At 61.5% G+C, this 14,974-nt stretch carries 7 protein-coding genes; 1 reads left to right on the top strand and 6 read right to left on the bottom strand.

Annotated features, from left to right (window positions below; translation table 11 throughout):
* Positions 1-154: 154 nt before the first annotated feature.
* The 6 genes from treY to glgA are packed head-to-tail and all read right to left on the bottom strand — an operon-like array spanning position 155 to position 12,599.
* The gene (gene treY / locus NJLHNGOC_RS03235; RefSeq protein ID WP_113595079.1) at positions 155-2,905 is read right to left on the bottom strand and encodes a malto-oligosyltrehalose synthase; all 2,751 of its coding nucleotides are present in this window, start codon (positions 2,903-2,905) and stop codon (positions 155-157) included.
* A complete protein-coding gene (gene malQ, locus NJLHNGOC_RS03230) occupies positions 2,902-4,956 on the bottom strand; it encodes a 4-alpha-glucanotransferase (protein WP_113595078.1) in 2,055 nt (684 codons plus the stop codon). The genes treY and malQ overlap by 4 nt, the downstream gene beginning before the upstream one ends.
* On the bottom strand, positions 4,949-6,727 hold the full coding sequence (gene treZ / locus NJLHNGOC_RS03225; RefSeq protein ID WP_113595077.1) for a malto-oligosyltrehalose trehalohydrolase: 1,779 nt from the start codon (positions 6,725-6,727) through the stop codon (positions 4,949-4,951). The genes malQ and treZ overlap by 8 nt, the downstream gene beginning before the upstream one ends.
* Complete coding sequence (gene glgX, locus NJLHNGOC_RS03220; RefSeq protein WP_206059695.1) at positions 6,724-8,850, bottom strand: glycogen debranching protein GlgX; 2,127 nt, start codon at positions 8,848-8,850, stop codon at positions 6,724-6,726. The genes treZ and glgX overlap by 4 nt, the downstream gene beginning before the upstream one ends.
* On the bottom strand, positions 8,847-11,015 hold the full coding sequence (glgB, locus tag NJLHNGOC_RS03215) for a 1,4-alpha-glucan branching enzyme (RefSeq protein WP_113595076.1): 2,169 nt from the start codon (positions 11,013-11,015) through the stop codon (positions 8,847-8,849). Before glgB ends, glgX begins: the two co-directional genes overlap by 4 nt.
* A 60-nt stretch (positions 11,016-11,075) precedes the next feature.
* Entirely contained in the window at positions 11,076-12,599 is a 1,524-nt protein-coding gene (gene glgA, locus NJLHNGOC_RS03210; RefSeq protein WP_239021295.1) for a glycogen synthase GlgA, read from the bottom strand.
* A 670-nt stretch (positions 12,600-13,269) separates the two neighbouring features.
* Between glgA and pgm the strand changes: the two genes are divergently transcribed.
* Complete coding sequence (pgm, locus tag NJLHNGOC_RS03205) at positions 13,270-14,931, top strand: phosphoglucomutase (alpha-D-glucose-1,6-bisphosphate-dependent) (RefSeq protein WP_113595074.1); 1,662 nt, start codon at positions 13,270-13,272, stop codon at positions 14,929-14,931.
* The last annotated feature ends 43 nt before the right edge of the window (positions 14,932-14,974 follow it).

The raw sequence follows: 14,974 nt of genomic DNA, 5'->3' as shown, positions 1-14,974 counted from the left end.
TTCAGCGAAAAACCACTTTATTTGCGTTTCTGCTGACACACGTTTATTTTTACGAAATGGCAACAAGAATCCGTATCATTTTAATTGCCATTTTATTTGTTTCGATATCGTTTTTATAAAAGAGAATCCTGTATCCGACATCTCTCTTCAGTATTCATCCATCCTGAAACAGACACTCCACCGGGACGATTCCATGAAGAAACGATAGTGAAAGATTGCTGTTTTCTTCATGACTCCTGTTTTCATGCAGTATGCTCCGCCACGCCCCGCGTCCCGTCAGCGGCAGGATCAGATGCGTCTGCGCCAGCATGTCGGTATCAAGCCTCAGATCATGGGGGGAGGGAACCAGCCCCCATGAATGACGCATGACAACCGTCAGCAGGGATCGCTGTTCGTATCGCCGCACAAAGGCAATGACATGTTTCCTCGCCGGTCCCGATACCTCGACCTGTTCATAGGATCCCGCCTGAAATAAAAGGGGATATTCCGCCCGGAATTTCAGAAGGCGGTGGATGAGATGAAGCTTGATTTCCCCCGTCCGCCATCGTGCCGCCAACTGCTGCAGGGATGTCGCGTCCCGCAGGGATTTTTCACGAAGGTCATAATCAACCGGCCGCCGGTTATCTGGATCCACAAGCGTGAAATCCCATAATTCCGTTCCCTGATACAGATCGGGCACGCCCGGCAGGGTATAGCGCAGCACGACCTGCGCCAGCGCATTTAGCGCGGCGGCAGGTGAAATCGTGCCAACCAGCGTCTGCATGTCGATCAGGAAAGTCCCTGAGATCGCCGGATCCAGCAGATGGTCAAGAAACGCGTGGCATGCATTTTCGTATTCCGTATCAGGATCCGTCCAGCTGGTATGGCGCTTTGCCTCGCGCAATGCCTTGACCTGCCATGCGGCCATGCGCTCCTGAAAATCCTGTCGGGCCGCCGCGTCCGGCCACGGTTCCAGCGGCCATGCCCCCAGCATCGCCTGATACAGGATCAGTTCGTCCGCGCGGTCCGGCATCATCCGATGCTCGCGGCAATGGGCATTCCCCACGATCCACTGATTGACCAGCGCATGCCACTGTCCGGCAATCCCGCTCAGCACGGCGATACGCATGCGCGCATCTTCGCCGCGTTTATGGTCATGTGTCGCCGTCGCCAGAAGCGTATCCGGAAACATCCTGTGGCGACGCAGGTTTTCATCATGGAACCGCGCCAGCGACAGGCAGATCCGCCCCGGGTCGGAACCGACCTCATTACGTGACAGCAATCGCCCGTATCTGTAAAAGGCCGTGTCTTCAACGGATTTTGCGGCAAGGGGCGCCGTCAGATGCTCAAAACGTTCCTGCGCATTACATACCGCGGCATCCTGCCCGCCAGTCCTGCCAAGGATGGTCGCAACCCATTCCAGAACATCATGATATGACGTCAGAAGATCGGAACGGGCGGCTTTTGCCGCGATGTTGAGCGTCACATGATCCGCATGATGGCGTTCATGACCGTTTTCTGAAAAATATGTTCGATAGTAATGGAAGTTCATCAACAGGGCCTGCAGGGCGATCCCGATCCGCTCCATGCCATGATCGCGGGTATCGATATCCGCCGCCGCGATCATGGCTAGCCGGGTCTGCAGGCCGACCATCTCTGCCGGGAATGTATTGCGCAGGATCAGGAAACGGGCGTTGTGTTCCGTCATGGCAAAGGTGGGGCTGTCACTCACATGGTCGCGCCACAGCCCGTCAAGCACCGCCGTCCCCGCCGCGTCATGCAGCACGGCGGAAACCTGATCCATGAAGTCGTATCCCGTCGTCCCGTCGACATTCCACGATGAAGGAAGATGTTCGCGTTCATGCAGTATCTTCTCGACATGGATGGACAGGCTGTCAGGCGCGGTCGGCGGACGCAGGTGCCGCACGGCCGACAGGCATTGACGCAGGCGATGGCAATAGGAGGCCGGACGCGTCAGCCCATCGATATGATCGACCCGCACGCCATCGATCAGCCCGTCCGCATACAGGTCGATGACATGACGATGCACGGCATCGAACACGTCGTCATGTTCGACACTCAGGGCCGCCAGCCCGGTGATATCGAAAAAACGTCGCCAGTTGATGAGGTCCGGCGTCGTCCGCCACCATGCCAGCCGATAGGACTGTCGTTCCAGAAGTTCATGCAGGCGGGTCTGTCCGCAGGCGCCAGCCGGATCGTACTGGTCAAGAAGTGCCGCGATCGCGGCCTGTCCCGTCTCCGACCGGCTCCACGCCACCAGCCGCGACAGCACGCGACAGCATGCCTGCGTGCGGGTGTCGTCGGCGCTCAGGGCAGAAAGCTCCTCGCACAGCCCGGACGGCGCCTGCACGCCAGACAGCATGGCGCCGTAATCGCGCGGGCAGAGCGGGAAACGATGTTCGTGATGGTGGATGAAGAACATCCCCGTCGGCGCATCAAGGCCAAGGCGCAGCATCCCGTCCTTCAGCGCCTTCCCGTATGGACGGTCAAGAAACGGGACAAGGATGCGCCCATGCAGCCACGGCGCGAAAGCATGCCAGTCGATGTCGAAGAAATGGGCATGACGACTGTCGCGCCCCCATGCCAGCACATCTTCCCACCACCGGTTGCCCGAACCGCCCACGGCCATGTGGTTGGGCACGATGTCGGCAATCAGTCCCATTCCGTGCGCACGCAGGCATGCGACCAGACGACGCAGCGCGTCCTCCCCCCCCAGTTCCGGATTGACGCAGCCATAATCCAGCGTGTCGTACCCATGGGTGGAACCGGGACGTGCCTTCAGGATAGGGGAGGCATAGACATGGCTCAGCCCCAGACGCGCGAAATAGGGAACCCGCGCCGCCGCGTCGTCAAGGGTAAAACCTGCATGCAGTTGCAGCCGGATGGTCGCGCGCAGGTCGTTCATGACATCTCGCGCCCTTTACGCACCAGCGCCAGCCTGGCCGCGACCTCCGCATCCGACAGGATGGGACGGGAGGAAGCGGGATAGCGACGTCGCCAGTTGGGATGCCCGTCAACCGTGCCTGGCAGGTTGGGCTGCTCGATCAGGCCAAGTGCATCTTCCAGAGGCAGGATCACCAGCTGCGCCGCCGTCATTCCCAGAAACCGGGCGGCGGCATCCACGACTTCCTGCGCCCCCTCGGGCGTGATGGACGGGACGGGGACCGATGGCCCCTCCGCATGCAACGCGCGCCACAGTCCGATGCGCTCCGCCTCACGTTCCGCCCGCATCGTACGCAGGCTCCGGCGCAGGCCAACCTGCTTCAGCCGCTCGCGCCAGTCGATATCGGTTCCCAGCCACCATCCGGCCACGGTCGGCAGGTCATGCGTGCCCGTCATCCCGACAGAGCCGGGGGACCATTCCCCGGCATCCATGAACGTCCCGTCCCTGTGGCGCTGGAACCACAGGACGCTCATCCCCATGATGGAATGCCGCCGTGCCTCACGCCGGAAGGCAGGGGCGACCGTGCCCAGATCCTCGCCCACCACGATGGCCTCGTGACGCAGGGATTCCAGCGCGATCAGGCGCATCAGGTCCTGCCCCGGAAAGGCCAGATACGCCCCGTCGGTCGGCGCACCGCCCTCGGGAATGATCCACAGGCGCTGCAATCCCATCACATGATCGATCCGCAGGCCGCCGCCATGCGCGAAACCCGCGCGCAACGTCTGGATGAAAGCCGCATATCCATGCCGACGCAGCCCGATGGGGGAAAAACCGGTCAGCCCCCAGTTCTGTCCCATCGGGCTGAGGATATCGGGCGGTGCCCCGATCGACAGGCCGGTCAGGAACTGATCCTGCTGCGCCCAGCACTGGCTTCCTGTCGGATCGACGCCAATTGCCATATCCATGATAAGGCCGATTTTCATTCCCGCGCTACGTGCGCCTTCGCACGCGCGACGCAGGCTGGTGGCCGCCATCCATTGCAGGAATTCATGAAATCCTACCTCGGACGGATTGGAACGCGCGAATTCTTCCACTTCCTCGCTGTCGGGACGGTGCAGGGGGGATGGCCACATGCGCCAGTCCCCGCCTTTCGATCCTTTCCCGATTTCATGCGCGTGCAGGGCCTCGAAAATGGCATGACGTCGCAGGGGATCACCACCACGCGCCACGAAATCGGTCATGGCGACGGGTGGTACAGGGGCGATGACGTCATCATACAGCCTGCGCAGCAACGCCATGCGCAGGCGGGCGGCCTGTGGCCAGTCGATCAACGTCGCACTTTCCAGACGCGCCAGGTCGTCGCCCATGTCCTTTTGCGCATGCATCGCCATGGTGATGTCATGGCCGCTGAAAACACAGCGCGGATCGGCAAGCAGCACGTTGAGGAACAGGCGGCTGGACGGGGAATAGGGGCTGTACTGCTGTGGAACGGCCGCGAACATCGCATGGACCGGACTTACCGCCAGCGCATCGGCCCCATGCGCCACAGCCTGGCGGGCAAGCGATTCAACCGCGCTGAAATTCCCGATCCCGCCATCATGCGTGGTGCGCAGGCCGTATATCTGCGCCGCCAGTCCCCACAGGCGCGGACGATCGCTGCCCGCCCGCATCGCGACGTTGCAGCAGCGCGCGGGCGCCGCGGCAAGCGTCGTCACGGCATCGGCGACATGCAGCCGGTGATATCCGGGCTGCGGCACGGCAGGCAGCCTGCAGGTGCCATCCGCCTGCGCGCGCAGGAATCCCTCCAGCGATCCGCCATCCTCCAGCTCCAGATGGAATGTCCCGCTTCCGCGCAGCACATCACCGGGCAGGGGGGTGGGACGATCAACCTCGGTCACGACAAGCGGAGGCAGGACGGGCGTTTCCTCAAGGGTCGCCTCTTCCTTTTCCAGCACCCGCAGAAGATGGCGCAGGTTATCCGTACTGACGTGATGCCTGTGCCCCGCCGCATCCTGCCAGCGTGAACTCAGCCCCAGGGCGCGCAGCCGCGCGACCAGCACACGTTCATCCATGCGCGCCCTCCGTCATGAAAACCCTGACGCCGTACGCGGGCAGGTGTTCCTCCGCCACTTCGCGGGGAGGAATGGCGCACAGCAGCCGGTCCGCACAGGGCGGGATATCCGTTACGGGCGCGGCACCCAGATTGAGCAGGATCGTCAGGATCGCGTCATCGTTCATGCGCCAGCGCGCCATGACCGCCGCGGGTCCCACCGCCTGCGCATCAAGCGCGTGCGCGCCACGCAGGCGCGGGATGATCCATTGCGCCCGCAGGGCAAGCAGGCGCGTGGTCAGGTTGATACGGTCCTGGGCCGCGGTCGAAAGACGATCCGACTGCAACAGGCGCGAGGCCTCGAACGTCGCGGGATCATTGGGGTCGGGAATGGTTTCGCATTTCCGTGGATCGGAAAAATATGAAAACGCCGACAGTTCCCTGCGCCGGCCATCACGCACGATATGTCCAAGCGCCTCATTATGGCTGGTAAAGAACAGGAAGGGGCGCGTGCTGCCCCATTCCTCGCCCATGAACAGCATCGGGATCTGCGGCGACAGCAGCAGCAGGACATAGGCCGCCCGCAGGGCACGTGGGTCCGCCAGAACATCGAGGCGTTCGCCAAAGGCGCGGTTGCCGGTCTGATCATGGTTCTGCAGGAACAGGATGAAGCTGGTGGCGGGCAGGTCGCCGCTGGGGCTGCCACGCGGCGCGCCGGTCACGGGTTCGACCTGCCCCTGGAACAGAAAGCCATCACGCAGCACGGTTGCCAGTTCCCGCGCCGTGCCGGTTTCAAAGTTGCCGTAATATCCCTCGGTTTCCCCGGTCAGCAGGACATGCAGGACGTTATGGCCATCGTCATTCCACTGCGCATCGAACCCGCATCGCAGCAGGTCCGCGTCATTGTTGCGGTTTTCCAGCATCAGGTGAACGCGTCGCCCCGGTTCAACCGTACTGCGCACGCGCATCAGCAGTTCCACCAGCCAGTCGCGTTCCGTGATCGCGTCCACCGCATCGAGGCGAAGCCCGTCGAAACGGTATTCCATCAGCCAGTACAGCGCATTATCCAGAAAATAGGTCCGCACCTGCGGCACGCTGAAATCAATGGCCTGCCCCCATGCGGTATGTGACCCGGCGCGGAACACGGGGGCCGCGTACTGCGCCAGATAATTTCCGTCAGGGCCAAAGTGGTTATAGACGACATCAAGGAAGACCATCAGCCCGATCCGGTGGGCGGTATCAATCAGGGTCTTCAGATCGTCGGGCGTGCCATACGAAGATTCCGGCGCGTAAGGCAGCACGCCATCGTACCCCCAGTTGCGCCCGCCCGGAAATTCCGACAGCGGCATCAGTTCGACCGCACTTACCCCCAGCGCCGCAAGGCGAGGCAGATCATCGCACAGGGCCCGAAAGCCACCGGCAAGTCCGACATGCACCTCGTATATGACCGTTTCTTCCCATCTGCGTCCGGTCCACTGCGTGCTGCGCCATTCATGGGCGTTGGGATCGACCACCATGCTGGGGCCGTGCACGTCATCCGGCTGCGCCCGTGACGCCGGGTCCGGCACCAGAAGGTCCGGGCCAATGCGATAGCGATAGCGCGTGCCCGCGCCCACCGGGGCGATACATTCAAAGAACCCTTCGGCATCCTTGCGCATCGGAAGCGGTGGCTGCCCGTCCTCGATCTGGAGGGAGACGTCATCGCATGACGGGGCCCACAGCCGGAACAGCGTGCGCGACGGATCCAGCATGGTCGCCCCCATCGTGGTGCGAAAGGCGTGACGTGTGCTCATGATGGCATTTCTTTCGCTACGCCTTGTGGCGTGAAAGACAGGAACAGGATGGAATGGGCCGCGACACGCACCGTGCGCGCCATCCTTTCGCCCGTCTGGGGGCCGGATGGCTCCGCGCTGTCAAGCAGCAGGCGCCACTCCCCATCATCCGGATCGGGCAGCGTGCACGTGGCATCCTGAAAACCGGGATTAAGCAGCAGGAACGTGACATCCGGCGCGCCAGCAGGACGACGGCAGGCACGACGCAGGCCCAGCACGCGATCATTGGGATCGTTCCATTTTTCCGGCGTCATGGCCGTGCCATCGGCGGCATGCCACGAAATGTCCGTGATATCGGGGGAGGGGCAGTGCCGGTCGTGCCAGAACGTGTCGCCCCGGACCGATGGATGCTCCTGACGCAGGGCGGTCAGTTTCGCGACATAGGCCTGCATTTCGCGGCCCTGTGGTTCGTCGGCCCGCGACCAGTCAAGCCAGCTTGTCGCGTTATCCTGACAGTAGGCATTGTTGTTGCCCTGCTGGGTCTGTCCGAATTCGTCACCCGCCAGCAGCATGGGTGTTCCCTGCGCCAGAAGAAGCGTCGCCAGCATGCCACGGCGCACGAGTGTCCGGGTCCGGCTGATTCCCGGATCGTCCGATAGCCCTTCGACGCCCCAGTTCGCGCTCAGGTTGTCGGCATGCCCGTCCCGCCCGTCTTCGCCGTTCGCCGCGTTATGGCGTTCGACGTAGCTGACCTGATCCATCAGGGTGAACCCGTCATGCGCCGTCACGAAATTGATGGAGGCACACGGACGTCGGCCGCGACGGTCGAACAGGTCCCCGGATCCGGACAGCCGCACGGCCATGTCGCCACGCTGCAGTTCGTCGCCGCGCCAGAACCGGCGCGTGGTATCGCGGAAACGGTTGTTCCATTCCGCCAGCCCGGGCGGAAAATTGCCCAGCTGATAGCCACCCGGCCCCGGATCCCACGGTTCCATGATCAGCTTTAGCCGGCAAAGCACCGGATCCTGCCGCAGGGCGTCGAAGAACCCCGAACATGGATCAAAGCCATAGGCTTCACGCCCCAGCGTGGTGCCAAGATCAAAGCGGAAACCGTCGATATGGAAATTCACCGCCCAGTAGCGCAGGGAGTCCATCACCATCTGCAACACGCGCGGGTGCGAAAGGTTCAGCGTGTTCCCACACCCCGTATCGTTGATGAAATGCCGTTCGTCAGCGGGGACCAGCCGGTAATACGTGGCATTGTCCAGCCCCCGCCATGACAGCGTCGGCCCCAGTTCGTTTCCTTCGCAGGTGTGGTTATAGACCACATCCATGATGACCTCGATCCCTGCGGCATGCAGGCGCCGGATCGCGGCCTGCATTTCATGCATCGACCCATCCGAAAGATAGGCCGGATGCGGGGCAAAGAACCCCAGCGTGCTGTAGCCCCAGTAATTGGTCAGCCCGCGTTCCAGCAGGAAACGGTCGCGCGCGAATGCCTGCACGGGCATCAGTTCCAGCGTCGTCACCCCCAGCTTTGTCAGGTATTCGATCGTGGCGGGATGCGACAGGGCGCGGAACGTGCCGCGTTCGGCCGGCGGGATGTCATCGCGCAGGATCGACATGCCACGGACATGGGCCTCCATGATGACGGTATGTCCCCACGGCACGGCGGGCAGGCGGTCCTTTCCCCATTCAAATCCGCCGCCGCTTACCACGCATTTGGGCATGGCCTGTCCACTGTCGCGACGGTCAAAGGACAGGTCGCCACGCGGCCCGCCGATACGGTATCCAAACAGCGCATCGGACCAGACCAGCGAACCGTGCAGCCCCTTTGCATAGGGATCAAGCAGCAGCTTGTGCGGATTGAAGCGGTGCCCGCGTACGGGATCATAAGGCCCGAAGGCGCGAAACCCGTACAGCAGTCCCGGGCGCCCTTCGGGCAGATATCCGTGCCAGACCTCGTCAGTATATTCCGGCAGGCAGAAACGTGCGACCTCCCGGCGGCCCGCCTTGTCGAAAATGCACAGGTCCATGCGCTGCGCATGGGCGGAAAACACGGCGAAATTGACCCCCAGCCCGTCCCACGTCGCCCCCAGCGGATAGGGACTGCCTGCCTCCAGCCGGGTGGGCCATGTCGTCATGACAGGTCGGCCTCCGCCATGCTGAGATACAGTACGCCCAGGGGCGGCAAGGTCAGGACGCAGGAATGTTCAAACCCGTGCGCCCCATGATCGTGCGCATGCACCCCGCCCGCGTTCCCCACGCCGGCGCCCCCATATTCAACCGCGTCGCTGTTGAGGATTTCACGCCAGTACCCCCGATAGGGCACGCCGACACGGTAATCATGCCGGACCACGGGCGTCATGTTGCAGATGACCAGCACGGGGGCGCTGCCGACCGTATGCCGCAGCCACGCGAAGACGCTGTTCTGCGTATCGTCGCGAATCACCCATGAAAACCCGTCAGGCGCGCAGTCGCCACGATGAAGGGCGGGATAACCACGATAAAGGCGGTTCAGGTCCCCCACCATGCGCCGCATTCCGACCGGCGCGGGCAGGCGCGACGAATCCCAGTCCAGCTGCCCTTCGGGATTCCATACGCTTTCCTGCGCCAGTTCCAGCCCCATGAAGAGCAGTTTCTTGCCGGGCCATCCCCACATGAAGGACAGGTAGGTCCGCAGGCACGCCTGTTTCTGCCACGCATCCCCGGCCAGACGCGACAGCAGCGACCGCCCGTCGCGCATGCCGAAGGAATGTGCATGACAGAGGATGAACTTTTCGGAAAATGCCGTATCGGATCCGGCAATGATGTCCCCGTGAAATCCCCCGCGCCATAACGGGTCGCGCTCCATATAGGCCGACAGCACCCGCGGCAGGGCGGTATTACACTGAAAGGAAAATCCCATGCCCCCCTGCGTCACGGGCACTGTGACGCCGGATGTGGACAGGGTATCGGACGCGATGACAGCAGCGCCCGGCACGCGCCCGGCAATGGCTTCGTTGAGTTCACGCAGGAAAACGGCCATTTCTTCCTGCCGGTCCGCCGAAACAGGCTGCGTATCCACGCGCAGCCCGTCAAGGTGGTAACGCTCCAGCCACATCAGGGCGCTGGAGATCAGGAAGCCGCGGACTTCGCGACGGCCCAGATCATAAAACAGCGGCCTTCCTTCCGTCAGGGGACCGGCGGGGGGATGCGGATGTTCATATAATGCCGTTCCATCGAAACAGGCATTCCCATGCATGTCGGGGGGAAGGCGATCAGGCATCCAGTCAAGGATCACCCCCGTCTGCATGCCGTGACATGCATCCACGAAACGCGCGAAGCCTTCGGGCGCCCCGTGCCGCGCCGAAGGACAGAACAGTCCCAGCGGGGGACAGCCCCATACCCAGCCGGACGGATGTTCCATGACGGGCATGAGGCCGATATGGCTGAAGCCCCCGTCCCGCGCATGTGGCAGCAGTTCACGCGCCAGATCATCCCATGACATGGTAAGGGCGGGATCGCCCGTGGGACGCCGCCACGATGGGGCATGAACCTCGTATATCGCGATGGGGGCATCATCGGACTGCCTGCAGCCACGATCGCGCATCCACTCCCCGTCGGTCCATGAAAAAGGGGAGGGGGCGACAATGATCGACGCGGTGGCGGGCGGGATTTCGGCGCACAGGGCAAAAGGATCCGACTTGTGCGGGCCAATGCGTCCGTTATGGTCCAGTATTTCGTATTTGTACCGCTCCCCCGCGCCAATTCCGGGGATGAATATTTCCCATATGCCCGCCTCATGCCGCAGTCGCATCGGATGGCGGCGCCCGTCCCAGATATTGAAATCCCCCACGACCGATACACGTCGCGCATGCGGGGCCCATACCGCGAAACGCACCCCCGCGACGTCCTCGACCCGCATGGGACGTGCGCCCATGACCTGATCCAGCCTGCCCGGCCGGCCAGACAGGAAGAGGTCCATTTCACGTTCACTGAGCAACAGGGGAAAGGAATAGGGATCCGCCGTTTCCTCCACCCCGTCGGCCCATGTCACCTTCAGCCGGTAGGCCGCCCCTGCGGAAATATGCCCTATGTAAAGGCCGCCATCATCAACGCGGCGCATCGGGCGTTCAGCCCACCCGCCATTGCGTCGCGCGACAACCAGACGCACCCGGCGCGCATCGCGATAAAAAACGCGGATGATATCAACAGACCCGGCATTATGCCGTCCCAGGATGGAAAACGGATCGCCACAGGTGCCATCAAACAGCGCGCCGGTTCCATCGGGAATGGCATAAAGGATTTTGTCATCCGGTCTGGGCATTACTTTGCAATCCGCCGCCATTTCGAAAACAGTCGCGTAAAAGAAAGGAATATCGCGAACTCAATGCGGGATTCTGGTGCGTGGTCTGGGCTGGCGGGCAATCGCGCGCCGCGTGGACTGACCGTCACGACGCAGGGGAACCACGTTGTCATCGCCGCGCACTTGTGGTCGGGCGTGCGCGACAACCGCACGGAACAGGTTGGCATATTGCGCCGCCTTGCCACACCACGAAACGTCATAGGCGATGGCGTTGCGTTGCAGGACGGACCAGGCGGCCGGGTCGCGAAAAACCGTGCGCGCGCGCCGTACTTCCGCGACAAGGGACTGCGCATCGACAGGGGAAAACAGGAAACCCGTCGCTGCATTGCCCGCGATCGCCGCCGCATTGGCATCGACGATGGTATCCGCCAGCCCGCCCACGCGGGATGCGATCGGCACGCTGCCATAATGGCACGCGCTCATCTGTGTCAGGCCGCACGGTTCGAAACGCGAAGGCATCAGCATGGCATCGGCCGAGGCCGGCATGCGATGGCCCAGCGCCTCGCTATATCCCAGATGGCAGGCAAACCGCCGGGGAAAACGGCGCTGCAGGGCGGACAGTTCGCGCTGGATCGGCAGGGACCCGCTGCCGACCACGACAAGCTGCGTATTGTCCTGCAGGATTTCGTCAGCGGCCTGTGACAGCAGATCGATGCCCTTTTGCATCGTCAGGCGGCTGACAATCCCCAGAAGGAACGCATCCGGATCCTGCGGCAGGCCGAATTCCGCCTGCAGCGCCCGTTTGTTCGGCCTGCGTCCCGCAAGATCGCGCAGGCGATAGGGAAAATGGACGTCGGGATCATGTTCCGGGTCCCATATGTCGGTATCGATCCCGTTCAGGATGCCCGTCAGGACACGCGCGCGTGTCCGCAGCAACCCGCCAAGCCCCATCCCCCCCTCGGGCGTCTGGATTTCACGCGCATAGGTGGGCGATACGGTCGTAATCCAGGCGGAAAAATGAAGCCCGGCCTTCAGGAAACCGATATTGCCGTAATATTCCACTCCGTCGACACACATGGCCCGATCCGGCAGGCCAAGGCGGGACAGGGCGGAAGGCGGAAAACAGCCCTGAAAGGAAAGGTTATGGATCGTCTGGATGACAGGCGGCGCGACAGAGCCATCATAATGCAGGTATGCCGCCGTCAGCCCGGCCTGCCAATCATGGGCCTGCACCAGATCGGGACGATATCCGTCAATCATGCCCTGCGCGATGTGTGCGGCCACGCGCGCCAGAACGGCGAAACGGATATCGTTGTCGGGCCAGTCATTTCCATCCGGCCCCATATAGGGATCGCCGGGACGGTCATACAGGGCGGGCACGTCGAGTATGAAAATATCATTTCCGCATAAGTAACTTTCCCATATCGTCCCGGAATGTCCCAGCACGTCCGAAAAGCGCGCAGCGCATCGAGGGCTTCCCATGGCCGACAGAAGCGCGGGATATCCCGGCACCAGCGTGCGTGTCCTGATCCCGTGGCGGGCCAGCGCATGGGGAAGGGTGCCGACAATGTCGCCAAGTCCCCCCGTTTTTACAAAAGGAAACATTTCCGATGCTACGGACAGCAGTTCCAACGGACAGGCTGGATGCGTACTGGCAAAATTCATCCGCGGAAGGCCCCCATTGCAAAAACCGTGGAACAGTCTGTCTTCGTGCAACGCAGGCTGACTGCTGCGGTGCGGCAATCACGGTTAAGTGATGGATAGGGGATGGGGATATTTACATAATATTTCCTGAATTTTATTTTGCCTTCAGATTAATTTATTAAAAGTCATATTAATTAATACTTGAAAAAAGGTCTTCTCCTGAAATTTTGGGCCACATGCCGGAATAATGGAAACCGGCTGACATCTGCATGATTATGGCAGTAATTCCCGATGATCTGCGTCAATTACCACGCAGGACAGAAAAAGTATAAACACAGGGTATGACCAATTTTATGGAAATGTGGATATGAGCATGCATATTTAAACTTGTCATTCTGGCGACTGTTGCGAAACAGACACATCGTTGTATTTCAACATCGCCTGCACGCGGTCCATCGCTTCCACCCATGGCCATTCCCGCAGGTCCGCGAAAAAATACATGAACTGCCATTTCCCGTCTCGACGCAGGCACATTTCATCATGTACAGATCGTCATTGAATGAATGAGATATTCCCGTGATCGTCCAGGCGGACACCCCACATACCCAGAATCCTTTCACGGAGACACCTAATGTCCACCAATATCAGTCCCCTGGCCGGGAAACCCGCACCGGCATCCATTCTGGTCAATATTCCACGCCTGATGACCGCTTATTTCACGGGCAAGCCTGATCCGAAGATCCCGACCCAGCGGGTTTCGTTCGGCACATCGGGACATCGCGGCTCCTCGCTGAGCAACAGCTTCAACGAACACCACATCCTTGCCATCAGCCAGGCCATCTGCCTTTACCGCGCCAAGGCGGGCATCACCGGCCCGCTGTTCATCGGCATCGACACGCATGCCCTGTCCGAAGCGGCGCTGGCCAGTGCGCTGGAAGTGTTCGCCGCCAATAAGGTGCAGGTGATGATCGATCAGGATGGCGGCTATACCCCGACGCCCGTCATCTCACACGCGATCCTGACCTATAACCACGGCCGCAAGACCGATCTGGCGGATGGCGTGGTCATCACCCCGTCGCACAACCCGCCTGAGGATGGCGGCTTCAAATACAACCCGCCCAATGGCGGCCCTGCAGATACCGATGTCACCACCTGGATCCAGAACAAGGCCAACGAGTTCCTTGAGGCCCGGATGGAAGGCGTGCACCGCATCGCGTATGCGCAGGCCCTCGGTTCCCCGCATGTCCACAAGTATGATTACATCACGCCCTATGTCGCTGATCTGGAAAATGTCGTCGATATGGCGGCCATCCGTGAATCGGGCGTGAAGATCGGAATCGACCCGCTGGGCGGTGCCGCGGTTCATTACTGGAAGCCGATCATCGAGCGTTACGGCATCAATGCAACGGTCGTCAGCGAGGAAGTCGATCCCACCTTCCGTTTCATGACCGCCGACTGGGATGGCAAGATCCGCATGGACTGCTCATCACCCTATGCGATGGCGCGCCTGATCGACCTGCGCGATAAATTTGACGTCGCGTTCGCCAACGACACCGATGCGGACCGTCATGGAATTGTCACCCGTACATCCGGGCTGATGAATCCCAACCATTACCTCTCGGCGGCAATCTCCTACCTGTTCAACCACCGGGCCGGGTGGGGCAAGGATGCCGGCGTTGGCATCACCCTCGTCAGCAGCGCGATGATCGAACGCGTCGCCAACATGCTGGGCCGCAAGTTCGTGGAAATGCCGGTCGGGTTCAAATGGTTCGTCGACGGGCTGAGCAACGGCTCCCTGGGCTTCTGTGGAGAGGAAAGCGCGGGCGCGTCCTTCCTGCGCAACGACGCGGGCGCATGGTCCACGGACAAGGACGGGATCATCCTCGGCCTTCTGGCGGCGGAAATCACGGCCAAGACAAAGCTTGACCCCAGCCAGATCTATACGCAGCTGACCCAGAAGCTGGGCACCCCGTTCTATGCCCGCATCGATGTCGCGGCCGATCCCGAACAGAAGGCGCTGCTCAAGAAGGTTTCGGCCGATCAGCTTGCCTATCTGACCGAACTGGGGGGACAGCCCGTGCGCGCCAGGCTGACAAAGGCGCCGGGAAACAATGTTGCCTTTGGCGGCATCAAGGTCACGGCGGAAGATGGCTGGTTCGCGGTCCGTCCGTCCGGAACGGAAAACGTTTACAAGATCTATGCCGAAAGCTTCATTAGCGCGGATCACCTCAAACAGATCCAGCAGGAAGCACAGCAGGTCGTCTCGACCCTATTTGAAAAGGCGAAAGCCTGATTATACAACCGGGCCACGATCGTGGCCCGGTTTCGTGTGACAT

The organism is Novacetimonas cocois (assembly GCF_003311635.1).
GTDB lineage: Bacteria > Pseudomonadota > Alphaproteobacteria > Acetobacterales > Acetobacteraceae > Novacetimonas > Novacetimonas cocois.
Note: the sequence above shows the minus strand (reverse complement) of the source record. Positions and strands in the feature narration are given on the sequence as shown.

Excerpts from the sequence above, each read along its gene's own strand:
- treY (WP_113595079.1), bottom strand. The coding sequence starts at position 2,905 with ATGAACGACCTGCGCGCGACCATCCGGCTGCAACTGCATGCAGGTTTT.
- malQ (WP_113595078.1), bottom strand. The coding sequence starts at position 4,956 with ATGGATGAACGTGTGCTGGTCGCGCGGCTGCGCGCCCTGGGGCTGAGT.
- treZ (WP_113595077.1), bottom strand. The coding sequence starts at position 6,727 with ATGAGCACACGTCACGCCTTTCGCACCACGATGGGGGCGACCATGCTG.
- glgX (WP_206059695.1), bottom strand. The coding sequence starts at position 8,850 with ATGACGACATGGCCCACCCGGCTGGAGGCAGGCAGTCCCTATCCGCTG.
- glgB (WP_113595076.1), bottom strand. The coding sequence starts at position 11,015 with ATGCCCAGACCGGATGACAAAATCCTTTATGCCATTCCCGATGGAACC.
- glgA (WP_239021295.1), bottom strand. The coding sequence starts at position 12,599 with ATGTTTCCTTTTGTAAAAACGGGGGGACTTGGCGACATTGTCGGCACC.
- pgm (WP_113595074.1), top strand. The coding sequence starts at position 13,270 with ATGTCCACCAATATCAGTCCCCTGGCCGGGAAACCCGCACCGGCATCC.